This is a genomic window from Microcoleus sp. PH2017_28_MFU_U_A, assembly GCF_020738035.1.
Lineage (GTDB): Bacteria > Cyanobacteriota > Cyanobacteriia > Cyanobacteriales > Microcoleaceae > Microcoleus.
Window position 1 is genome coordinate 1 of sequence record NZ_JAEQCX010000121.1, and the last position, 21,783, is coordinate 21,783.

22 protein-coding genes and 1 tRNA gene are annotated in these 21,783 nt (G+C 45.2%); 21 read left to right on the plus strand and 2 right to left on the minus strand.

What is annotated here, in order from left to right:
- Positions 1 to 307, minus strand: a 307-nt coding sequence (locus JGK14_RS27465; RefSeq protein ID WP_293191471.1) for a helix-turn-helix domain-containing protein, incomplete at its 3' end; no start/stop codon positions are given.
- Between the two features lie 284 nt (positions 308 to 591).
- Here JGK14_RS27465 and JGK14_RS27470 point away from each other — a divergent pair.
- The 20 genes from JGK14_RS27470 (at position 592) to urtE (ending at position 20,096) form a co-directional block, all read left to right on the plus strand.
- The gene (locus JGK14_RS27470) at positions 592 to 1,266 is read left to right on the plus strand and encodes a HEAT repeat domain-containing protein (protein ID WP_293142775.1); all 675 of its coding nucleotides are present in this window, start codon (positions 592 to 594) and stop codon (positions 1,264 to 1,266) included.
- Positions 1,267 to 1,502: 236 nt separating this feature from the next.
- Positions 1,503 to 1,946, plus strand: a complete 444-nt coding sequence (locus JGK14_RS27475) for a hypothetical protein (RefSeq protein WP_325315718.1) — start codon at positions 1,503 to 1,505, stop codon at positions 1,944 to 1,946.
- Between the two features lie 27 nt (positions 1,947 to 1,973).
- The gene (locus JGK14_RS27480) at positions 1,974 to 2,102 is read left to right on the plus strand and encodes a hypothetical protein (RefSeq protein ID WP_293233749.1); all 129 of its coding nucleotides are present in this window, start codon (positions 1,974 to 1,976) and stop codon (positions 2,100 to 2,102) included.
- Between the two features lie 83 nt (positions 2,103 to 2,185).
- The gene (locus JGK14_RS27485; protein WP_293175203.1) at positions 2,186 to 2,440 is read left to right on the plus strand and encodes a hypothetical protein; all 255 of its coding nucleotides are present in this window, start codon (positions 2,186 to 2,188) and stop codon (positions 2,438 to 2,440) included.
- A gap of 316 nt (positions 2,441 to 2,756) precedes the next feature.
- The gene (locus tag JGK14_RS27490) at positions 2,757 to 3,116 is read left to right on the plus strand and encodes an ArsR/SmtB family transcription factor (RefSeq protein WP_293312582.1); all 360 of its coding nucleotides are present in this window, start codon (positions 2,757 to 2,759) and stop codon (positions 3,114 to 3,116) included.
- Positions 3,117 to 3,292: 176 nt separating this feature from the next.
- A complete protein-coding gene (locus JGK14_RS27495; RefSeq protein WP_325315719.1) occupies positions 3,293 to 4,000 on the plus strand; it encodes an MIP/aquaporin family protein in 708 nt (235 codons plus the stop codon).
- A gap of 7 nt (positions 4,001 to 4,007) precedes the next feature.
- Positions 4,008 to 4,655: an arsenical resistance protein ArsH gene (gene arsH / locus JGK14_RS27500; protein WP_293324391.1), complete on the plus strand. Its 648-nt coding sequence runs from the start codon at positions 4,008 to 4,010 to the stop codon at positions 4,653 to 4,655.
- Between the two features lie 287 nt (positions 4,656 to 4,942).
- Positions 4,943 to 5,338 carry an arsenate reductase, glutathione/glutaredoxin type gene (arsC, locus tag JGK14_RS27505; RefSeq protein WP_293175195.1) on the plus strand — a complete coding sequence of 132 codons (396 nt, stop codon included), beginning with the start codon at positions 4,943 to 4,945 and terminating at the stop codon, positions 5,336 to 5,338.
- 279 nt (positions 5,339 to 5,617) lie between these two features.
- Positions 5,618 to 6,604, plus strand: coding sequence for an arsenosugar biosynthesis radical SAM (seleno)protein ArsS (arsS, locus tag JGK14_RS27510; RefSeq protein ID WP_293175193.1), 987 nt, complete (start codon positions 5,618 to 5,620; stop codon positions 6,602 to 6,604).
- A gap of 174 nt (positions 6,605 to 6,778) precedes the next feature.
- Entirely contained in the window at positions 6,779 to 7,504 is a 726-nt protein-coding gene (locus JGK14_RS27515; protein ID WP_293175191.1) for a TVP38/TMEM64 family protein, read from the plus strand.
- A 657-nt stretch (positions 7,505 to 8,161) separates the two neighbouring features.
- Positions 8,162 to 10,693 (plus strand): ATP-binding protein, encoded by a 2,532-nt coding sequence (locus tag JGK14_RS27520; protein ID WP_325315720.1) that lies wholly within the window; start codon positions 8,162 to 8,164, stop codon positions 10,691 to 10,693.
- Positions 10,694 to 10,749: 56 nt separating this feature from the next.
- Complete coding sequence (locus JGK14_RS27525) at positions 10,750 to 11,649, plus strand: class I SAM-dependent methyltransferase (RefSeq protein WP_293175187.1); 900 nt, start codon at positions 10,750 to 10,752, stop codon at positions 11,647 to 11,649.
- A gap of 364 nt (positions 11,650 to 12,013) precedes the next feature.
- The gene (locus JGK14_RS27530) at positions 12,014 to 12,733 is read left to right on the plus strand and encodes an HAD family hydrolase (RefSeq protein ID WP_293175185.1); all 720 of its coding nucleotides are present in this window, start codon (positions 12,014 to 12,016) and stop codon (positions 12,731 to 12,733) included.
- Between the two features lie 129 nt (positions 12,734 to 12,862).
- Positions 12,863 to 12,935 (plus strand) — tRNA-Ala (locus JGK14_RS27535).
- A 342-nt stretch (positions 12,936 to 13,277) separates the two neighbouring features.
- Positions 13,278 to 14,606, plus strand: a complete 1,329-nt coding sequence (gene urtA, locus JGK14_RS27540; protein WP_293216432.1) for an urea ABC transporter substrate-binding protein — start codon at positions 13,278 to 13,280, stop codon at positions 14,604 to 14,606.
- 252 nt (positions 14,607 to 14,858) lie between these two features.
- The gene (locus tag JGK14_RS27545) at positions 14,859 to 16,019 is read left to right on the plus strand and encodes an ABC transporter permease (RefSeq protein ID WP_293195978.1); all 1,161 of its coding nucleotides are present in this window, start codon (positions 14,859 to 14,861) and stop codon (positions 16,017 to 16,019) included.
- Positions 16,020 to 16,045: 26 nt separating this feature from the next.
- The gene (gene urtC, locus JGK14_RS27550; protein WP_293195980.1) at positions 16,046 to 17,188 is read left to right on the plus strand and encodes an urea ABC transporter permease subunit UrtC; all 1,143 of its coding nucleotides are present in this window, start codon (positions 16,046 to 16,048) and stop codon (positions 17,186 to 17,188) included.
- Between the two features lie 207 nt (positions 17,189 to 17,395).
- Complete coding sequence (locus tag JGK14_RS27555; RefSeq protein WP_293175176.1) at positions 17,396 to 18,142, plus strand: TIGR00266 family protein; 747 nt, start codon at positions 17,396 to 17,398, stop codon at positions 18,140 to 18,142.
- A 438-nt stretch (positions 18,143 to 18,580) separates the two neighbouring features.
- Entirely contained in the window at positions 18,581 to 19,327 is a 747-nt protein-coding gene (gene urtD / locus JGK14_RS27560) for an urea ABC transporter ATP-binding protein UrtD (protein ID WP_293175173.1), read from the plus strand.
- A 70-nt stretch (positions 19,328 to 19,397) separates the two neighbouring features.
- Positions 19,398 to 20,096 carry an urea ABC transporter ATP-binding subunit UrtE gene (gene urtE / locus JGK14_RS27565; protein WP_293195982.1) on the plus strand — a complete coding sequence of 233 codons (699 nt, stop codon included), beginning with the start codon at positions 19,398 to 19,400 and terminating at the stop codon, positions 20,094 to 20,096.
- 117 nt (positions 20,097 to 20,213) lie between these two features.
- Here urtE and JGK14_RS27570 read toward each other — a convergent pair whose 3' ends face one another.
- A complete protein-coding gene (locus JGK14_RS27570; protein ID WP_325315721.1) occupies positions 20,214 to 20,918 on the minus strand; it encodes a pentapeptide repeat-containing protein in 705 nt (234 codons plus the stop codon).
- Positions 20,919 to 21,066: 148 nt separating this feature from the next.
- On the opposite strand from JGK14_RS27570, the gene JGK14_RS27575 reads away from it, so the two are divergent.
- A complete protein-coding gene (locus JGK14_RS27575) occupies positions 21,067 to 21,672 on the plus strand; it encodes a hypothetical protein (RefSeq protein ID WP_293175167.1) in 606 nt (201 codons plus the stop codon).
- Positions 21,673 to 21,783: the final 111 nt, after the last annotated feature.

The window sequence follows — 21,783 nt, forward strand, 5'->3', positions numbered from 1 at the left end:
TCTTGAATTTGGGATATCCAGCTTTTTTTGAGAAAAATAAGGAGAAGGAATCACCAAGATTGTCGAAAGCATATTGAGTTATCTTCTGGCAAATTCCCGTCTCTTTAATCCATGTGAACTCAGGTTTTACATGATTGTTAAAGAATTTCTTGAGCAGGTATTTATTGGGCTTCAATCCATCTTGATCAAGGTGGCTCCAAGTAGCCAATCCCCAGTTATAAGTAAACCTCGCTATTCCAGCGTGTTTGCTCATGACTGTTGCCTGACTCTTGTTTAGCTTTAACTTTGTTTTGATGGATAAAAGCATTGTTCGACCTCAACACTGTATTTCTTTGTTCAATTTAGCGAGGCGATCGCATGGTACACCAGGATTTTGTCTATAAGTGTACCACTTTGTCTATTTAATCGCTAGCTAAGGACTAGCTCATTGATTATTTTCATGCAATTTGAGCTTTAGATTAATACTCTCACTAATCCGTAATTTCACTGAGTTCAAATCCTGGGTCGGTTTTTACTCCCTGCTTTTTTCCTGAGACTCCCCTATAATCAAAATAAGCCGAATGTAAAGTTTTACTACAAAATTTACCGATAATGACAACTTTAAGCTTAGAGCAAATTGCAGCCAAGTTAGAAAGCGAAAACTCAGCCGATCGCATGGTGGCTTTGGCTAACTTGCGAAACGTGTCGGCTGAAACGGCTGTACCTTTGATTAAAAAGGTGTTGAACGACGAAAGTTTGCAAGTGCGATCGATGGCTGTGTTTGCTCTGGGAGTCAAACCGACAGCAGAGTGCTATCCCATTCTAGTCAAATTGCTAGAAACTGACCCGGATTACGGGATTCGCGCTGACGCTGCTGGTGCTTTGGGCTATCTGGAAGATATCAGAGCTTTTGAGGCTTTGGTGCGGGCTTTTTACGAAGATACTGAATGGCTGGTGCGCTTTAGTGCGGCGGTTTCTCTGGGAAATCTCAAAGATCCGCGGGCTCGCGACGTGCTGCTGAAAGCTCTCGACTGCGAACAAGTGGTGATCCAGCAGGCGGCGATTTCGGCTTTGGGGGAAATTAAGGCAATTGACGCGATCGATCGCATCCTCAACTTTGCTCAGTCAGAAGATTGGCTGATCCGTCAGAGGCTGGCTGAAGCTTTGGGCAATTTGCCGAGTGTGAAGAGTGTTTCGGCTTTGAAATACTTAGAAAAAGATAAAAATTCTCAAGTAGCTGAGGCCGCAACATTTTCTCTCAATCGCTTAGAGAAAACAGAAGCCTAAAATTTTTTAGAGGCGGGTTCACCAAAAATCTGTAAAAGCAGTAGAATCAGATAAACCCGCCCAGCCCTCTTTGCGATGTTTTAAACAAGTTATTAGACTTGAATTGCCTAAATCTTTGATTGATAGAACAACCGCAGATGCTCTTGGGATAAACACAGATAAACGCAGAGGTTTTTCAAGGCCAGAGAGTGAATGAGGGCGAGAGGTTTTTTGATTGTGTTGGAAGAGGGAGTTAAATGCCGTACAGTCAATTTAGCCTCGAACAAATTAAGAGAAATTTTGGCATAACTTTTACTAGGAGGGTTGGCTTGTTTGCCGACATTCCCGAAATAGAACCCAGCATTTTTTTGCAAGAAACTTTGCAATTTAATCTACCTTTAGCACTAGAAAATAATTCCGATAAAGCTCGCTCCGAGCTAATTGTCGCGCCGATATTAGTTGAAATCAAAAAACGGCTGCCGGAACGGATGAGTTTATTTTCAGGTAGAGAGTTTACTGTAGACCCTGCTAGGGGTTTGAGCGGTTATTGCGATTTTCTAATTAGCCGATCGCCCGAACAGCTAGTCATCGAATCCCCAGTCATCGCTTTGGTTGAAGCAAAAAACGACAACATTCTATCCGGCTTAGGGGAGTGCATGGCAGAAACGATCGCAGCCCAAATATTTAACCAGCGTCAATAAAATAACATTCAGACAATTTATGGAGTTGTGACAACAGGAAGTATCTGGAAATTCTTTAAGCTAGAAGGAATTGCGATCGAGATTGATACAGACGAATATTTTATTAATAATGTTTCTAAAATCCTCGGTATCTTAATAAATTTTATCGACTGTTGAGTAAAATGAGAATGTATCATGTAAGTTGCGACGGCAAATCGCAAGTTAAAATAGTTGTTTAAATCCTTTAACCATCACTAGCCATGAATCAAGCACCGAATCCTTTTAACTCAAATCCCTCCGATCCGCTAGACCCCTTGGAGCAACAACCTGACGATCGAGGTGAAGAGTTGCCGAGACAGTACCACCCAGCTACTAAAAAAACTCTCCAAAAATTATTTCTGATTCTGATAGTTGTCGGGGTAGTGATTGGTGGGGTTCTATCTGTAGGTGTGATTTCGCTGATGCAAAAAGCCGGATTGACTGATGTGCCGGCGCGGGTACAGAATCCGAAGTAATATCTACTCGGAAGAATCTATCGATGCTAAATTCAGCAGTTTTCAGGGATGAAGCCTGACAAAATATGATGGTTTGTATGGATTTTTTTACAATAGACTTGAATTGTAAAAATACTGAGGACGGGCTAGAAGCCCATCCCACAAACTTTTTTTTCTTGTGGAATGGGCTTCTAGCCCGTCCTAAAATTTGATTGAAAGAACTTTTGCACTTCAGTTCTAATATAGCAACCACGCCCGACAGTGAGGACGTTCTTAATTGCTGAAACCGTTGCTTTTCTTGCTTCTTGCTTCTTGCTTCTTCCTTCGCCTATAATTGATGATTAAAAATTCGACAGCCAAGCCCGATCGCACTCCACAACCGCAGATTTCCGAAAAACTTGTTTCCGCTGGCTTTCACGCTCTTTCTGACCCCCTGCGGATTCAGATTCTGGAGTTGCTGCGGGAACAGGAGTTGTGCGTTTGCGATTTGTGCGATCGGCTTGGTGTCCCTCAGTCTAAACTCTCTTTTCACCTCAAAACCCTAAAAGAAGCCGCTTTAGTTCGCAGCCGCCAAGAAAGCCGCTGGATCTACTACAGCCTCAATCTAGCTCAGTTTCTCGCCCTGGAAGAGTACCTCGCCGAGTACCGCCGCTTGAGTCAGATGCTGCCGGCGCGCCCTTGTTCCGATGCGGGTTGACATATCAATATTTCTTGATTAGTAATATCGTGTCCGGTAAAGTAACCGCTATTGGTTCGATCGTTCCGACGAAGAGTCCTGGCTTGATGCGGACTAAAGTCCGAAGGATCGAACCAATAGACTTGACACATCAACTTTTTTTGATATGATGATTTGGAACCAATGAGTTGAGAGCGATGGGTGCAGCAGCAAAGAAGTTAGCTTTTGGCGAAAATCGAGATTGCAGTCGAGAAGCGATCGCGGAATGCCTCGGCACGTTTATTCTAGTTTTTGCAGGCACCGGCGCGGTGATGGTTAACAAAATTAGCGGTGGTGCTGTCACTCATTTGGGCGTTAGTTTTGTATTTGGTGCAGTTGTAGCCGCGATGATTTATGCGATCGGGCATATCAGCGGCGCGCACTTTAACCCAGCCGTAACTTTAGGATTTTGGGCGAGCGGTTTTTTCCCAAAATACAAAGTTTTGCCTTACATTTTGGCGCAGTGTGCGGGGGCGATCGCAGCTTCCACACTGCTACTAATTAGCTTAGGAAAAGTGGGAAATCTCGGTGCAACTATCCCTCTTAACGGTAATTGGTTGCAGTCTCTAATTTTAGAAACAGTTCTGACTTTTATCCTGATGTTTGTGATTCTGGGTTCGGGGCTTGACAGGCGCGCTCATATCGGTTTTGCGGGGATAGCAATTGGCTTGACCGTAGGCTTGGAAGCTGCATTTATGGGGCCGATTACGGGAGCGAGCATGAATCCGGCGCGATCGCTCGGCCCGACCTTAATTGGTGGCATTTGGGAACACCACTGGGTTTACTGGGTTGCTCCGATTTGGGGCGCGCAGTTAGCAGTCGCTGTTTACCGACAAATATCTAACGGATTTCGGGATTTTAATTGAAAGGATTATGGCAAATTTCACGCATAAACCGAGAATTCTGTTTTTATATGGCTCGTTAAGAGAGCGATCTTACAGCCGCTTGTTGGCGGAAGAATCGGCTCGAATTATTGAGGATTTCGGTGCAGAAGTTCGGTTCTTCAATCCTCGGGAATTGCCGATTTATGGCAGCGTTCCCGATACGCATCCGAAGGTTCAAGAATTGCGGGAATTGAGCCTTTGGTCGGAGGGTCAAGTTTGGTCGAGTCCAGAAATGCACGGCAATATTACGGGCATTATCAAAAATCAAATTGACTGGATTCCTTTAAGTATTGGGGCTGTCAGACCGACTCAAGGTCGGACTTTAGCGGTGATGCAAGTTAGTGGCGGTTCTCAGTCTTTTAATGCTGTGAATACTTTGAGGATTTTGGGCCGCTGGATGCGGATGTTTACGATTCCTAATCAGTCTTCGGTGGCTAAGGCTTATCAGGAGTTTCATGATGATGGGACGATGAAGGATTCTCCTTTTCGCGATCGCGCGATCGATGTCATGGAGGAATTGTACAAGTTTACTTTGCTGTTGCGGGAGCACACCGACTATTTGACCGATCGCCACAGCGAACGCAAGGAACAAGCGGCCAAGGAGGCGATCGCAGTTGCAAATCGCGCCATTGAATAACCGGGCGTGAAGAATTACCCGGCGTTGAAATCACCCGGCGATTGAAATCGCGAAGTTTTACGGGCACACAGACAAAACCCGCCTCCGCGGGTTGAAGAATCACCCGGCGATTGAAATCGCGGCTACACAGACAAAACCCGCCTCCGCGGGTTAAAGAATCAAGGATTTTTCTTCAGTCCACGGAGGTGGACTTCGCTTGTGTAGCCGCGGTTTCTAACCGCCGGGGCCCTAACTAACAACCAACAACCAATAACTAACAACCAATAACCAACAACCCAAAAAACACCATGAAAAAAGTAATGTTCGTGTGCAAAAGAAACTCCTGTCGATCGCAAATGGCAGAAGGATTAGCTAAAACCATCGGCAAAGACAAAATAGCCGTCACCAGTTCCGGTTTAGAATCAAGCAGAGTTCACCCGACAGCAATTCAAGTCATGTCAGAAATCGGCATTGATATCACCGATCAAACATCTAACGCCTTAAGCGAATTCAACGCCGAAGATTACGATGCAGTAATTTCTCTCTGCGGCTGCGGCGTGAATTTACCTGAAGCGTGGGTATTGCGAGAAGTATTTGAAGATTGGCAACTCGACGACCCCGACGGACAACCAATCGAAACTTTTCATCGCGTTCGAGGTGAAATTAAAGCACGAGTTGAGAAATTAGTTGAAACCCTCAAATAAGACTTCTACGACCTATCTGAGTTGTAGAATTACCCGGCGATTGAAATCGCAACTACAAAAACACTCACGCGCCTGCGCGGGTTGAACAATCAATAATTTCTCTTCAGTCTGCGGAGGCAGACTTTGCTTGTGTAGACGCGGTTTCTAACCGCCGAGGCTTTGTACCGAATAATTCAAATCTGTCGCTGTCGCTTCCCTTGAATTCATGCTAAATTATCAGAGACGTTCCACCAGAACGCCTCTAAATTCGTTGCGAGCACAGACTAAAAAATTTAGCACATGATTCAGACCGCAATCACGCCTTTCAAAAATAAACTCAACTCAGCTTTAACTAAAAAGCCGATCGCAGTTTTACAAATTAATCTAGGCAAACGCTGCAATCTCGCTTGCAGTCACTGCCACGTAGAAGCTAGCCCAACACGAACCGAAGAACTTTCCCCAGAAATATGCGAACAATTAATTGAAATCATTCGCCGTTTTCCTCAAATTCAAACTGTTGACCTCACGGGCGGTGCTCCCGAGATGCTTTACGGTTTTAAACCGTTGGCGGAAGCTGCAAGGGCCGCAGGTAAAGAGGTTATTGTTCGTTCTAATTTGACGATTTATTTTGAGAAAGGCTTTGAAGATATTCCCGAATACTGCGCGCAACACCAACTCAGAATTGTGGCGTCGCTTCCCTGTTACCAAGCTAATAATGTTGACAAAATGCGCGGCAGCGGTGTTTTTGACAGTTCGATTCGGGCTCTGCAAAAGCTGAATCAGTTGGGCTACGGAAACAACCCAAATTTAATTCTAGATTTGGTGTACAATCCGCAGGTTCCGACAACAGATAAGTTTTCGCTGACGGCGGAACAGGGCAAGTTACAGCAAGATTATCAGGTGTATTTAGCCGAACATTTTGGGATTTGTTTTAATCACTTGTTCGCAATTACTAATTTGCCTGTGGGACGGACTAAGTTTCATTTGGAACACAAAAAACTGCACAAGCCTTATCTGGGGTTTTTGGAAAATAATTTTAATCCTGGTACTCTGGATCATTTAATGTGTCGGAACGAATTGTCGATCGACTATTTGGGCAATGTTTACGACTGCGATTTTAACCAAATGGAAAATCTGCCGGCGAAAACTGGCAGCGGGGAAACTATAACTGTTGCTAAATTGCTGGAATCTGGTAGTTTAGATGTAATTCAAGAGGTGCAAACTGCTGCTTATTGCTACGGCTGTACGGCGGGTAGCGGTTCTAGTTGTGGCGGTACGTTGATTTGAGAAATACAGGACATGGCAGTGCCATTTCCCTACCCTAGAAAATGAAATACAGTAGGGACACGGCACTGCCGTGTCCCTCCCTACACGGCACTGCCGTGTCCCTCCCTACACGGCACTGCCGTGTCCCTACCCTGGAAACGACGATGTATGCAATTTAGACGGGGAGTTTAGGTAATGAATGATTTGCGATCGCCCGATGACAAAAATCCACCATCAAATAAGTGGAAGCTGTTTTTAGGGATTGGTTTAGCTGTGGCTTTGATTGTGGCGGCCAAGTTTTTCAATTTTCAAGGAATTCTGACAAATGCCCTGGAGTCGATCGCCAATCTCGGCCCTTGGGGCCCCGCAGCTTTTATTCTAATTTACATTATAGCAACAGTTTTATTTATCCCCGGTTCCTTGCTGACTCTCGGTTCTGGCGTTTTGTTCGGAGTTGTTGGTGGCACGGTTTGCGTTTCCATCGGATCGGTTTTGGGCGCTACTTGCGCTTTTTTAACAGGTAGATATTTAACTCGCGATTGGGTTTCCAAACAGATAGCAGGTAATCTCAAGTTTCAGGCGATCGACTCCGCCGTTGCTTCAGAAGGATGGAAAATTGTACTCCTGACGCGACTGTCGCCAATTTTTCCGTTTAATTTGCTCAACTATGCTTTTGGAGTCACGCAGGTATCTCTGAGAGACTATTTTTTCGCATCTTGGATCGGCATGATTCCCGGAACCGTGATGTATGTTTATATCGGTTCCCTGGCTGGTAGTTTGGCTGCAATTGGATCGCAAGGGCGATCGCGCACTACTGCTGAGTGGGCTTTGTACGGCATTGGTTTAATAGCAACGATCGCCCTCACCGTTTATGTAACCCGCTTGGCCAAAAAAGCTTTAGACGCAAAAATTTCTCCTTGAAGCCATAGCGCAAATTTGTCAAATTGTCAACAGGGATTTCACCCTACATTATAATACATTGCTAATTTAAAAAACTCCGTATTTTCTCTGTGTTATTTACAAGAATTTTGTTATAAAAACGAGATAGATATTAAAGATATAGCAATTCTCAAGTGATTCAGGTCACAGATTGGCAATTCGTAAGATCACTGACAAGTACCTCACGAAAATTGACAACCACTATATCTTAAATCACTAATATCAAGTAAGCAAAGGGAAAGTCTGAATATCAAGTTGATGCTAAAACCGAATGCTATCGCGCGATCGGAATTTATTTGTCAAGTCAGAAATGTAATGCCATTTCTCTCAAACAACCTCACTTTCAACAGTTGACAGTTGACAGTTGAAAGTTGACAGTTTGAGAGCGACCTCTACCTAGAAGTCAGAGGATTGGAGTAATGAATAGTCTGATTTTCATTTCTCCCGATCGGGGAGAGGCTTTCAACCAATTCTTTCTGGTAAACTCTGTTCTTCATCCCAAGATTAATCAGTCATTTTCAATTGTCTAATCAAAAATCTAAAAACAAAAAGTGGTATAACCCCTGATTGGTATAACCAATGAGGACTCAAACCCTCACTATTTATCTAATATTAATTCTGCCGGATTACGAATAACAAATGCCGTTTGATCTATTAGACTCTCGACGAGAACATTTGATGATGCAAAACCCAGCAAATCAAGCCCGAACTGTGTCTGTGCAGCCACCCCATCAAACAAAAAAGCTGCGCCGCTTGTGGCAAAAAATAAGTAATTCTGCTCAATTGCGGTGGCAGCAAGCGCACAGTCTTTGGCAGCACAGACGGCAGCGCCGCCATTTGCTGACCCTACTAATACTGGGCAGCACGGCTTTAAGCATTAGCACCACTGCTTGCATTAGCTATTTCGTAGTGCGCGGACTAATCCTCGACAATTTAAAGGCAATAGCACTATTAAAATTAGAAAAAGGCAGTGAAGAAATCGATAAGTGGCTCAGCAGTCGCAAAGCAGAAATAGAAACCATTGCTTACTCTCCTACTGTTCGCACTCTCGATTGGAAATTAGTTGAACCAATTTTGCAAGGAGAAACCTACAGGTTAAAAGAGTATTTCTTATTGTCATTAGTTCAAGCCGATGGATCGGTGCAGAACACTTTAGGCACTAACACCAACACCAAAGACCGCCAACACTTTCAAAAGGCGATGAACGGAAATGTCAACGTTTCCGACCCGCTGATCGGACGCAGCAGCAAGCTTTCAGCAATCATTATTGCAGCTCCACTTTGGGCATTGCCCCCCAATCCCAACAAAGTAATTGGAGTTCTTGCAGGCAGCATTAAAGTAGACCGAGTAGCCTCTGTAGCTAACAGCTTGCAATACGGTTCTGACAGCTATGCTTTTGTGCTTAATTCAGCAGGAGTGCCAATTATTCATCCCAACAATAAATTAATCGGAACTATCGACCTGCCAGCCCCAACTTTTTTAAAATCACAAGACCCAGGATTAGCAGCAATTGCGCGCAATATGACCAGCCATCAGACGAATATCGAACTGGTAAAAATAGATGACAAATGGGTGTATGTAGCCTATGCTTCCCTCAGCGAAGTTAACTGGTCAATGGCTCTAGTAATTCCCCGCGAAAATATTGAATCCCAACTCCAAGCATTAAATTTGCTGACATCCGTCGTCGGCGGACTGCTCGTCCCGGCAATGCTAGCAGCAATTTGGCTAATTTACTCCTCCGAAAACAATCGCGTTCAAGCGGAGCGAGAAGCCATGCTAAACCGCATTGCCGGACGCATTCAAGATTCCCTAGAATTAGACAAAATTGTGCAAAGCACCGTGGAAGAAATAGTGAATTTGCTGCACCTAGAACGGGCGGCTTTTGGTTGGCACGAACCGCAAAATAAAACCTTACAAATTTTGTGGGAATCATGCGAATTTGAGTGTCCCAAAGAAGCGATCGAGTTCGACCCTTACTTTTCGGAAAATTCGTCACTCCGCAGCGATAAATGCGAGCTAATTATTCTGTCGAGCGACACTGGGATCCAGAGTGCAAGTCAACCGATCGAACTTAAAGCTAATAGCTATTTAGCCGTCCATGTTCAGACTCAAAATGAGCGGCAGGGTTATTTAATTTGCAGTCATGCTACCCATTGGTTTTGGAGCGGGGAGGAAATCCAATTGTTAAAAGCTGTGGCAGACCAACTGGCAATCGCCATCAATCAATCTCACCTTTACAGTCAAACGCAAGACCAAGTAAAACTGCTCAATAGTGCCTTAGATGAACTCAAAAAAACACAAACTCATTTAGTGCAGAGCGAGAAAATGTCATCCCTGGGTCAAATGGTGGCCGGGATAGCTCACGAAATCAACAATCCGGTTAACTTCATTTCGGCTAATTTGCCTCACACCACCAAATATACTAAAGATTTGTTAGATTTGGTGAGTTTATACAAAAAAACTTTCCCAGAAGTGACTCCGGAAATCGAAGAGTTTGCCGAAGCAATCGAGTTGGAATTTATCGAGGAAGATTTGCCGCATATGTTGAATTCTATGAAAATAGGAACCGAACGCATTCGCAGTATAGTTCTTTCTTTGCGAAACTTTTCTCGCCTCGATGAATCTGACAAAAAACTGGCGGACATTCACGAAGGTATCGAAAATACCTTGCTGCTGCTCTCCAACCGGATCAAGAATGGGATTTATATAGTCAAGAGATACGGAAAAGTGCCTTCAGTCGAGTGCTATCCCTCTCAGCTAAATCAGGTGTTTATGAACTTGCTGAGCAATGCGATGGATGCTTTGAAGGAGATCGATCGCCTGGATAAAATCATTACTATTTCCACGGGAGTCGTTCGACAAAATGGCGGTAAGTTTCTGAAAGTGACGATTGCCGACAATGGCCCTGGCATTCCCGAAAGCATTCAAGACCAAATTTTTAACCCATTTTTTACTACAAAACCAGTCGGGCAAGGCACTGGTTTGGGATTAGCAATTAGCTACAAAATTGTAGTAGACGGACATGGCGGCAGTATCAAGATTGCTCAGCCTAAGGGCGGGGGGACGGAGTTTTTGATAAAAATTCCGATCGCGGAGGGGCATCAAGAGGCAAGCAGGAAGAGGGAAGTTCCGCCGCGGATGAGTGCAGCGCAGGTAAAGGAGCTTTATTGAATGCTAAGTTGGCTGGGTTTGGCTAAAATTAAAAGAGTTGTTGTGCAAGGAGTTTTATGGCTGTTGGCAAGGATACAATTTTTGAGCGCTTTTTGTCGCCCCTGATACGACTGGCGATCGACGAACAAGCACTGAAACGACTCTACGAAGGTATCGACTGGGAAACAGCGGGCGATCGCCACCGACAACCAGACCTAGTTTATCCCGAATATTACAGCAGCCAAAACTTTCACGGCATCGAAGGCGGCTACCTCAACCCCAGTGCAGCGGTTTCCTACGATCCAATTACGCAATACGTTTTGCCTCCCCACGAAACAGTCGTCAGACAAGGCTTAATAGACGGTGTGCGGGTGAAGCCGCGCCGAATCATCGATTTGGGATGCGGCACTGGCTCAACCACGCTGATGCTCAAACAAGCCTTTCCCGAAGCCGAAGTTGTCGGCCTGGATTTGTCGCCATATATGCTGGTAGTCGCCGAAATGAAATCGCAAAAAGCCGGCTTAAATATCGAGTGGTTGCACGGAAATGCCGAAAGCGTTGCTTTTGCTGACGGCAGCTTTGATTTAGTTGCAGCTTCCTTGCTGTTTCACGAGACGCCACCTGCGGTATCGCGGGCAATTTTGCGAGAAAGTTTCCGATTGCTGAAGGTTGGGGGACAAGTGGCAATTTTGGACGGAAACCAAAAAACTTTGCGGCAGACAGAGTGGCTGACTGATATCTTTGAAGAGCCTTATATTAAGTCTTATGCAACTGGTAGTATTGATGCTTGGGCGGGGGCTGCTGGATTCGCGGCGGTGCAAACTCAGGATCACTGGTGGGTGCATCAGGTAACGCAGGGTGTGAAACCTCTTGCTGGGGAAGATTTGGAACCGGTGCGGGCGGCGAAGGTGTGGAATCCGATCGATTTGGTTCCTGATTTGGATGGTGATTTACCGGGAATACCAGCTTACAGTTGACAGTTGACAGCATACAGGTTGACAGTTGACAGTTGACAGTTGACAGTTGACAATTGACAGTTGACAGTTGACAGTTGACAGTTGACAGTTGACAGTGGACAGTTGACAGTTGACAGTTGACAGTTGACAGCTAACAGCTAACAGCTAACAGTTGAGAGTTGCTATTCAATAACGAATAACGAATAACCAATAACGAATAACGAATAACCAATAACGAATAACGAATAACGAATAACGAATAACGAATAACCAATAACCAATAACCAATAACCAATAACGAATAACCAATAACCAATAACCAATAACCAATAACGAATAACCAATAACCAATGACTAATAACCAATAACCAATAACCAATGACTAATGACTCTAAAAGCAGTTTTATTTGATTTTAATGGCGTTATTATTAATGACGAGTCGATTCACGAGAAAATAATCGATCGACTGATGCTAGATGAAAATCTCCAACTCAAACGTGGGGAGTTTCGGGAAGTGTGCTTGGGAAGGAGCGATCGCACTTGTATTACCGAACTGCTGAAGCGCCGGGGACGATATCTGACAGAAACATACCTCGATCGCTTGCTGCTACGCAAGGCCCAAGCTTATCAGGAAACAATCAATAGTTTGGAAAAATTGCCCATTTATTCGGATGTGGCAGAATTTATTGACAAAATTCGGGTTTCCGGACTAAAAATGGCGGTAGTTAGCGCGGCAATGCGATCGGATATAGAATTGGTGTTAGATCGATCGGGTTTGGCTGCAAACTTTGAATTAATTGTCGCAGGCGACGACTTGATGGCGAGCAAACCAGCACCCGACGGCTATCTGTTGGCGGTGGAACTTCTCAACCAGAAATATCCCGGATTTAACTTGCAAGCGATCGAGTGTTTGGCATTAGAAGATACCTTTGCAGGGATAGAAGCGGCGAAAAAAGCGGGGATTCAGGTAGCGGGGGTGACTCACACTTACCCGTTTCACATGATCCAGCGCCAAGCTAATTGGACGGTGGACTATTTTGCTGATTTAGAGTTGGACAGAGTAGCCCAACTTTGCTCGATCGCCCCGACTCCACCAGCAGCATAAAACACTTGACGTTTTTAGCAGTTACGTGCTAACGTAGTTGACTGTCTGCCAAATTCAATACAAATGCGACCTGTAAGCCTTTGAGATTTGGCAATCGGGCATCTAAAATGTTAAATTAAAAGTCAATCAGGGGAATTAGCTCAGTTGGTAGAGCGCTGCGATCGCACCGCAGAGGCCAGCGGTTCGAGTCCGCTATTCTCCATAAAATCAGGGATATTTCTACAAATTTTGGGCGGGTGAGGTGGTTTGAGATTGGCTTGCGTGCGATCGAGCAATTTCTGCCTAACTCCCAACATTCATCAGGTATCGCTATAAAAAAAGCGGGTTTCTAATTTCAGACTGATTCCGGAAAAGACGTATTTGGGTTGACAAACGGGTTTCTGTCGCAGTTACTCTCAATCCCCACCAAACCTTCAATTTGTCAATAACAATAAGTTTTGTATCTAAAGGTACAACATTCTTCTAAAGCCAGTCTTAATATCAAGTCGCTATGTGTTATTATTCTCAATCATCTGACAGAGCTATTCAGGAGTAACTAGAAAAAATGACAAAGCGATTCGATCGGCGGAAATTTCTCTTATACAGTTCTGCTACCCTCACATCAAGTTTATTTCTAAAAGCTTGTAGAACTCCCACTCCAACCGCAACCCCAGCCGCTTCTCCAACAGCAGCAGGAACTACACCAGCAGCACCAGCAGCCAGCAGTGGGAACACGATCAAAGTAGGAATTTTGCATTCCTTGAGCGGCACAATGTCAATCAGCGAAAAAAGCGTTGTGGAGGCTGAACAATTAGCGATAGAAGAAATCAATAAAGCTGGCGGCGTCCTCGGAAAACAAATCCAAGCAATAGTAGAAGACGGCAACTCAGACTGGCCGACTTTTGCCGAAAAAGCCAAAAAATTGATCGATCAAGACAAAGTTGTCACCGTCTTTGGCTGCTGGACATCCGCCAGCCGCAAAGCAGTGTTACCAGTATTTGAAGAAAAAAATCATATGCTCTGGTATCCCGTACAATACGAGGGTCAAGAGTGCTCCAAGAATATCTTTTATACCGGGGCTGCGCCGAACCAGCAAATCGAACCAGCAGTAGACTGGCTGCTAGCAAATAAAGGCAAAAAATTCTTCTTAGTCGGGTCGGACTACGTTTTCCCCCGCACCGCAAACACTATTATCAAAGCACAGCTAGCAGCCAAAGGTGGCGAATTAGTTGGGGAAGATTACATACCTTTGGGCGGTACAGAAGTCACGCCAATTATTACTAAAATCAAGGCAGCTTTACCCGACGGTGGCGTCATTTTCAATTCCCTCAACGGCGACAGCAACGTCGCATTTTTCAAACAGTTGCAGGGCGCAGGTTTGACCCCGGACAAATATCCGTCAATGTCAGTCAGTATAGCAGAAGAAGAAGTAAAGGCGATCGGCGTAGAATATCTCAAAGGCCATTACGCCGCCTGGAATTACTTCATGACTGTGGAATCTCCGGCAAATAAAAAATTTGTGGAAGCTTTCAAGGCAAAATACGGCAAAGACAGAGTGACTAACGACCCGATGGAAGCAGCTTACATCATGGTTTACCTGTGGAAGCAAGCCGTCGAAAAAGCAGGAACACCAGACGATTTGGAAAAAGTGCGGGCAGCAGCTTTGGGTCAAACTTTTGACGCCCCGGGTGGCAAAGTAACCCTGGAAGTTAACCATCACCTTTCTAAATTTGTGCGGTTGGGCGAAGTGAGAGAAGATGGTTTGTTTAACATCACTTTTGCTACGCCAGAAGCCGTGAAGCCGATTCCTTGGAATCAGTTTGTCGCTGAAACAAAAGGTTTTTCTTGCGATTGGTCTGACCCCGCTAAAGGTGGCAAATTCAAGGCACCATAAGTAGCCAAGACCAATTTTATTTAATGTTGGCAACAGATATTCGATCCCCCCTAACCCCCCTGTTGGGAGGGGGGACAATATCTTGATTTCAAAGTCAACCCCTACTCCCCTTATTAAGGGGGATTTAGGGGGATCGAGACTTGGCTACCAGCGCTATTATACAGATGGTTTTAGTTCTAAGTTGAGACGCATGAAATAAAACCTACCTCTACAAAAAATATTTATTGTATGTAAAAAAGTAAGAGGAAAAAAATGGCGATCGACTTATTGGACGGTTTATTTAATGGCATTAGCATCGGCGCTGTTTTGCTAATTGCAGCCCTGGGATTAGCGATTATTTTTGGGCTGATGGGCGTAATTAATATGGCTCACGGCGAGTTGATGATGTTGGGGGCTTATACAACTTTTGTAGTGCAGAATTTCTTCAAAGGTATCGGAGGATTTGCCTTTGAAACTTATATTTTATTTGCCATTCCCCTCGCTTTTTTAGTGGCGGCATTAGTAGGATTAATTCTCGAACGGGGAGTGATTCGTCATCTCTACGGGCGGCCGCTAGAAACTCTGCTGGCGACGTGGGGCGTAAGTTTGATTTTGCAGCAGTTTGTTCGCAGCGTCAGTTGGGGGCTGGTAACGGGAATTGCGGTGTTTTGTTTGCTGTTTTTTGGCGGCTTGCAGGTGCTGAAACGGCGCCCCGATTTCGATCGCACTCGCAGCACATTTATCGCCATAATTTTGCCTCTGTCTCTCGGTATTTCCTGGGCAGTGAGCGCATTTTTAGGGGAAACTTACAAACTGGCAGTAACTCAACCTTGGTTTGGCGCTCAAAACGTTGATGTGACTGCGCCTGCATGGCTGCGCGGCGGCATCCCGCTGGGAACTTTTCAGTTACCCTACGCCCGACTTTTTATTATTGCGCTGACAGGCATTTGTTTGGCAGGAATTTACCTATTTTTGCAAAAGTCTGTGTGGGGATTGCGGATTCGCGCTGTGACGCAAAATCGCAGCATGAGCGCTTGTTTGGGAATACCTACCGAACAAGTAGATGCGCTGACTTTTGCTTTGGGTTCGGGATTGGCTGGTGTCGCTGGGTGCGCGATTAGTTTGATTGGTTCTGTAGGGTCAAATACCGGACAAAATTATATAGTCGATACCTTTATGGTGGTGGTTGTGGGCGGTGTGGGCAAGATTATGGGCAGTATAGTTGCTGCAATGGCGATCGGCACTGCAAATTATCTCATCGGATCGGGAACACTTGCATTAATGTTTGCTCCTGTCAAGCCTTTAGCTGATTTTTTCACATTTTTCGCCACCACCAGCATGGCAAAAGTCATGGTATTCGCCTTAATTATGGCTTTTCTGCAAGTGAAGCCGGGCGGAATTTTTCCGCAAAAAGGACGGACTGTTGAGAATTAAAAACTACAGCTTTGAGCGGCAAAAAAATGAAGAATACAGAAAAAAAGGCTCTGTTTAAAGAAGCAGCAATTGTAGGGGCGATCGCCATAATTGCGATCGCGATCGTCCCAGGAATACTTGCTGACGCTCGTCTCAACCAATTGGGACGATTTTTAGCACTAGCGATTGTAGCTCTCGGTATAGACTTAATTTGGGGATATACAGGTTTGCTCAGTCTGGGACATGGCGTATTTTTTGCGATCGGTGGCTACGCCTTCGCCATGCACCTAAAACTGCAAATTCCCCCAACCGCCAGCAGTCAATTACCCGAATTCATGAACCTCTACGGCGTCACCGAACTGCCCTGGTTTTGGCAACCATTCTATTCATTTCCCTTCTCAGTCATCGCCCTATTCCTCATCCCCGCCATCTTGGGCGGACTTTTAGGTTACTTAGTATTCCGCAATCGCATTCGAGGCGTTTACTTTTCAATTCTCACCCAAGCAGCCACAATTGTATTTTTCAACTTCTTTAACGGCCAGCAAAAACTGATTAACGGCACCAACGGACTCACCGACTTTAAAACCCTATTCGGAGCCACAGTAAACGGCAGAGATACTCAATATATTTTCTACATTCTCACCGTACTATTTCTAGCAGCAACTTACGCCCTCTGCCGCTGGCTGACAAGCGGGCGTTTCGGGCGCTTGCTACTAGCAATTCGCGACGACGAAGTGCGCCTGCGTTTCTCCGGCTACAATCCCACAGGATACAAAGTTTTAGTATTTGCAATTTCCGCCGGCTTAGCCGGGATTGCAGGCGCTTTATTCACCGTACAAACGGGAATTATTTCGCCAAAGGCAATGGATATAGCATTTTCCATCGAAATGGTAATTTGGGTAGCAGTAGGAGGTCGCGCCACATTATCAGGAGCAATATTGGGAGCGCTGCTAGTCAACTTTGGCAAAAGTTTCTTGAGCGAACAATTCCCCGAAGTGTGGCTGTTTTTCCAAGGCGCATTATTCCTAATAGTAGTCACCGTGCTGCCCGACGGCCTAGTCGGATGGGTGCAAAATCAAGATTTTGAGCAAATCCGTCGCTTGTTCAGAAAACCGAAGTACGCATCTACTTACCCCAGCCTGGAACAAGACCCCGAAGTGCAGCACGAAAAAGAAGAACTTGAACATTGATTGCAAAAATATCGTGTATATATAAGTAGGCGGACATAAATAAATGTCACCCGGAAGAGAGAAACGAAGCAATCGCCATAGACTTGACACCAGCTTTCCTGCGGCTCGCTTCGCTAACATGACTCGCTCCCCAGATGCAATATATATGTCCACCTACTTAGATATCAGTAGCAAGCAGCTTCGTTTTTTTAACTTGAGGGGAAACGTATGGCAGATATTATTGACTACAAAATCTACGGCGACGATTTGCAACTCATCGAGATTGAACTCGACCCCAAAGAAGGCGTCAGGGCCGAAGCAGGAACCATGACATACATGGAAGGCGACATCCAAATGCAAACATCCACAGGTGGTGGCCTATTTCAAGGTTTCAAGCGGATGCTGACAGGAGCGGGTTTTTTCATTACCACCTTTGTCAACGCCGGAAATCGCAAAGCCCGCGTCGCTTTTGCCGCACCCTATCCGGGTAAAGTAATTCCCCTCGATTTAGGCAAACTTGGCGGTAAATTTTTGTGTCAAAAAGACTCATTTCTCTGTGCCGCCAACGGGATTGAAATTGAGGTAGCTTTCACCAAGCGGCTGGGTGCCGGTTTCTTTGGCGGAGAAGGCTTTATTCTGCAAAAATTACAGGGTAACGGGTTAGCTTTTGTTCATGCGGGAGGAACAATCGTTGAGAAAAATTTGGGAGTTGGCGAAGTGTTGCGGGCGGACACTGGTTGTTTGGTAGCTTTTGCGCCGACGGTAGATTACGATATTCAGTTTGTGGGCGGCTTTAAAAATGCTTTATTTGGTGGCGAAGGCTTGTTTTTAGTCAAGCTAACCGGGCCGGGTAAAGTGTATTTGCAAAGTCTGCCACTCTCGAAGTTGGCTGAGCGGATTATGGCTGCAACTCCAGCTCCAGTAACGAGCACTTCTAACAGTATTTCGTTTGACTTTATGAGCAATCGCGGCTAGTGCTGATGTAGGGTGCGTCAGCCCTCAGCCCGCAGATTTTTGGGTTGTTCTAAATACTGTTGGCTGACGCACCTAGGAATTTAAAATCACGACAAGCAGTTATGTAAGGTGCGTCAGTCAGTAGATGTTTCGCCTTTCTCAGAGACGGTTGACTGACGCACCCTACAACTTAAAATTCAGGGAGCATCTCAGTTTTGTATTTGTAGTGCGAGCGTCCCCGCTCGCGTATTGTACAATACGCGAGCGGGGACGCTCGCACTCAAAGAAAAAATGCTTTTTACAAAAATTAGATGCTCCCAAAATTCAGGACAAGCAGTTATGTAAGGTGCGTCAGCCAGCAGATTTTTCGGCTTTCTCAGAGACGGTTGACTGACGCACCCTACAACTACAATTAAGGAAAATCAAGAAAAATCAGTTGTATATTGCGGAATTAAAGTTATGAAGGGAAAAGTATTAGAGATAGAAAATTTGACTGTTAGTTTTGATGGTTTCAAAGCCATCAACGGTTTAAATTTCAGCATGGATGCGGGGGAACTGCGAGTTATCATTGGCCCTAACGGTGCGGGGAAAACAACTTTTCTCGATTCGATTACGGGGAAGGTGCAGCCGACGGAAGGGCGAGTGATATTTAAGGGCAAAAATTTGCGCCAATTGTCGGAGTATCAGATTGCGCGTCTGGGTATTGGCCGCAAGTTTCAAACGCCGCGAGTTTACTTGAATTTAACGCCGCGCGAAAATTTGGAGCTATCTTGCAACGGCAATAAAAATGTATTTCCAACTCTGTTTAAGCCTGCTCCTGCTGCTGAAAAGCGCACGGTGGCGGGTTTGTTAGAAACTATTGGTTTGGTTGCTAAGGCTGATGTTTTGGCTGGTTTGCTTTCTCACGGGGAAAAGCAGTGGTTGGAAATTGGGATGTTGGTGGCGCAATCTCCTGATTTGTTGTTGGTGGATGAGCCTGTGGCGGGTTTGACTGATGAGGAAACTGTGTTAACTGGAGAGTTGCTGATTTCGCTGGCCGAAAGTCATTCGGTGTTGGTAATTGAACATGATATGGAGTTTGTGCGGCAAATTGCGCGGCAGGTGACGGTGTTGCATCAGGGTGCTGTTTTGTGCGAGGGAACGATGGATGAGGTGCAAAATGACGATCGGGTAATTGAGGTATATTTGGGAAAACCAGAAGAGTGAAGAAGTTCGGCAACGGATTGTGTAACGGATGTAACGGATTACCGATTACTAATTACTAATTATCAAACATATGCTGCAAGTTTCTGATTTGAATGTTTACTATGGCGAAAGTCACATTTTGCGCGGTGTCGATTTAAGTGTTAATGCGGGGCAAATGGTTTGCTTGATCGGCCGCAATGGTGTTGGCAAAACTACTATGCTAAAAACCCTAATGGGCTTGCTGCAACCTCGCAGCGGCACAATTAATTTTGGCGGACAATCTATTGTCTCTAAGTTGACTCACCAGCGGGCTAAATTGGGGATTGGTTATGTGCCTCAAGGGCGCGAAATTATCCCGCGTTTGACTGTTAAAGAAAATTTATTGTTAGGGTTGGAAGCGAAACCAACTCTGACCAAAAATCCTGAAGTTCCTGATGAGATTTTTGAGTTATTTCCGGTTTTGAAGACTATGCTCGATCGCATGGGGGGCGATTTGAGCGGGGGACAGCAGCAGCAGTTGGCGATCGCTAGGGCTTTGATGGGTGAGCCGAAGTTGCTGGTTTTGGATGAACCGACGGAGGGGATTCAACCGTCTATTATTTTAGACATTGAAGCTGCTGTGCGCCGGGTAGTTGCGACTAGGGGAATTTCGGTTTTGTTGGTGGAGCAACATTTGCATTTTGTGCGGCAAGCTGATTGGTATTATGCTATGCAGAAAGGGGGAATTGTGGCTTCTGGAAGCACTAGCGAGTTGAGTGATGAGGTGGTTCAGAGGTTTTTGGCTGTTTGATTTATATTTTTGGACTTATCAATACCAAAGAAACCGGGTTTTTTATGCGATTAAGGGTTTTGATGCAGTAGCTTCGTAAAAAAAACCCGGTTTCTGCCTCTAGGAAAGATTTTGTGATTAATTTTTTCGGCCGTCTGGCATGGTTGTGCCGGCCATGCTGGCTCGATCGATACTAGCGCCATCTATATTAGCATTCCGGAGGTTCGCATTTGACAGATTTGCGTCTCTGAGGTCGCAAAATCGCAAGTCTGCACCGTCTAAATTGGTTCCTGTCAAGTTGGCTTTTCGGAGGTTGGTGTTGCTGATTCTCGCTCCGATTAACTGGGCTCCGCTTAAGTCTGTGCGAGCCATATTGGTGTTGACAAAATCTGAGATCTCGAAGGTACTACCGCTGAGGCTGGCGTCTGATAAATCTGCTCCTGTGACGATCGCATTTTTTAAGCGTATGTTAACTAATTTTATAGCTCGGAGGTCGCAACGGACGCAGCTTTGGGTTAGCAACAGCGTTTCGACGTTGGCGTTGATTTGGTCAATTTGTTGCTGGGAGAACCTTTCGGCAAATTCTGGGGAGACGTAACCGAGCTTTTTGGGATCTTCTGCTTTTGGTTGGGGTGTTGGTGTTTGGGGTGTTGGTGGTTGAGTTGTCGGTGGTTGAGTTGTCGGTGGTTGGGGTATTTGTGGTTGGATGATTGGTGGTTGAGGTGTTTGTGGTTGGGGCGTTGGTGTTTGCCCGATCGCCCTTAGTTGCAGCCCCACCTTCGGATATTCTAGAGTGGCGGCAGAAATTAGCAGGGCGATCGACAGTATTGTGATTTTTTTCATAAATAAATAACTTCTTGCTTGCAAGAATACCATTTACAGCAAATTCTCTGTAAAGATGGTACACTCAACCGAGTATATTAAGCCAAAAATAAAACATTCCTGATTTCAGTCAAAAGTGTTACGGTATGCGATCGCAAATAATTAACCTATGCCTTACAGTAAATTTACTCTCAGCAAAGCTGTAGAGGATTTCAATCTTACGATCGTTGAAGGCGCGCGTTTCTTCCCCGAAATTGCGCCAGTCACTCCTAGTCTTTTGCTTCAGGATACTCTTAAAGAAACGATTCCATGGGCGATCGCAGTCAGCAGTGAAAAAGCTCGATCTGAGGGGATTATCAATCCTGTGTTGCTGGAAGTCAAACGGCAGCTTCAAGGGCAGATTAGCGTTTTTTCCGGCGAAGAATTCAATGTAGAACCGGAGGCTGAACTCACAGGCTATGTGGACTTTCTCCTAAGTCGTTCCCCGGAACAACTATTTATTAAAGCCCCTGCGGTTGTCTTAGTGGAAGCCAAGAAAGAAGACCTTAAACCAGGTTTGGGGCAATGCCTTGCAGAAATGGTTGCCGCTCAACGTTTTAACCAACAAAAGCAACAGCCGATATCGACTATTTACGGAACCGTAACTAGCGGTACAGTTTGGCGGTTTCTTAAACTAGAAGAGCAATGCGTATCTATCGATCTTACTGATTATTCTCTGCTTCCGGTTGAGCAAATATTGGGCTTCCTCGTTTGGATGATGACTGAAAATTGCTAGATATTAGGTTGGGCTAAATAGGGCTTGCTGAAAAATCAATCACATATTGCGTGGCATAGGTTTAGATGGCGCGAGGGAGAAAAAAGTGCAAGATAAACAGGTAATATAGAT

Coding starts and splice junctions, on each gene's coding strand:
- JGK14_RS27475 (WP_325315718.1), top strand. CDS start 1,503: ATGCCGTACAGTCAATTTAGCCTCGAACAAATTAAGAGAAATTTTGGC.
- JGK14_RS27520 (WP_325315720.1), top strand. CDS start 8,162: ATGCCGTTTGATCTATTAGACTCTCGACGAGAACATTTGATGATGCAA.
- arsC (WP_293175195.1), top strand. CDS start 4,943: ATGAAAAAAGTAATGTTCGTGTGCAAAAGAAACTCCTGTCGATCGCAA.
- urtC (WP_293195980.1), top strand. CDS start 16,046: ATGAAGAATACAGAAAAAAAGGCTCTGTTTAAAGAAGCAGCAATTGTA.
- JGK14_RS27485 (WP_293175203.1), top strand. CDS start 2,186: ATGAATCAAGCACCGAATCCTTTTAACTCAAATCCCTCCGATCCGCTA.
- JGK14_RS27570 (WP_325315721.1), bottom strand. CDS start 20,918: ATGAAAAAAATCACAATACTGTCGATCGCCCTGCTAATTTCTGCCGCC.
- arsH (WP_293324391.1), top strand. CDS start 4,008: ATGGCAAATTTCACGCATAAACCGAGAATTCTGTTTTTATATGGCTCG.
- urtD (WP_293175173.1), top strand. CDS start 18,581: ATGAAGGGAAAAGTATTAGAGATAGAAAATTTGACTGTTAGTTTTGAT.
- JGK14_RS27545 (WP_293195978.1), top strand. CDS start 14,859: ATGGCGATCGACTTATTGGACGGTTTATTTAATGGCATTAGCATCGGC.
- JGK14_RS27525 (WP_293175187.1), top strand. CDS start 10,750: ATGGCTGTTGGCAAGGATACAATTTTTGAGCGCTTTTTGTCGCCCCTG.
- JGK14_RS27515 (WP_293175191.1), top strand. CDS start 6,779: ATGAATGATTTGCGATCGCCCGATGACAAAAATCCACCATCAAATAAG.
- JGK14_RS27490 (WP_293312582.1), top strand. CDS start 2,757: ATGATTAAAAATTCGACAGCCAAGCCCGATCGCACTCCACAACCGCAG.
- urtE (WP_293195982.1), top strand. CDS start 19,398: ATGCTGCAAGTTTCTGATTTGAATGTTTACTATGGCGAAAGTCACATT.
- JGK14_RS27470 (WP_293142775.1), top strand. CDS start 592: ATGACAACTTTAAGCTTAGAGCAAATTGCAGCCAAGTTAGAAAGCGAA.
- arsS (WP_293175193.1), top strand. CDS start 5,618: ATGATTCAGACCGCAATCACGCCTTTCAAAAATAAACTCAACTCAGCT.
- JGK14_RS27575 (WP_293175167.1), top strand. CDS start 21,067: ATGCCTTACAGTAAATTTACTCTCAGCAAAGCTGTAGAGGATTTCAAT.
- JGK14_RS27530 (WP_293175185.1), top strand. CDS start 12,014: ATGACTCTAAAAGCAGTTTTATTTGATTTTAATGGCGTTATTATTAAT.
- JGK14_RS27495 (WP_325315719.1), top strand. CDS start 3,293: ATGGGTGCAGCAGCAAAGAAGTTAGCTTTTGGCGAAAATCGAGATTGC.
- urtA (WP_293216432.1), top strand. CDS start 13,278: ATGACAAAGCGATTCGATCGGCGGAAATTTCTCTTATACAGTTCTGCT.
- JGK14_RS27555 (WP_293175176.1), top strand. CDS start 17,396: ATGGCAGATATTATTGACTACAAAATCTACGGCGACGATTTGCAACTC.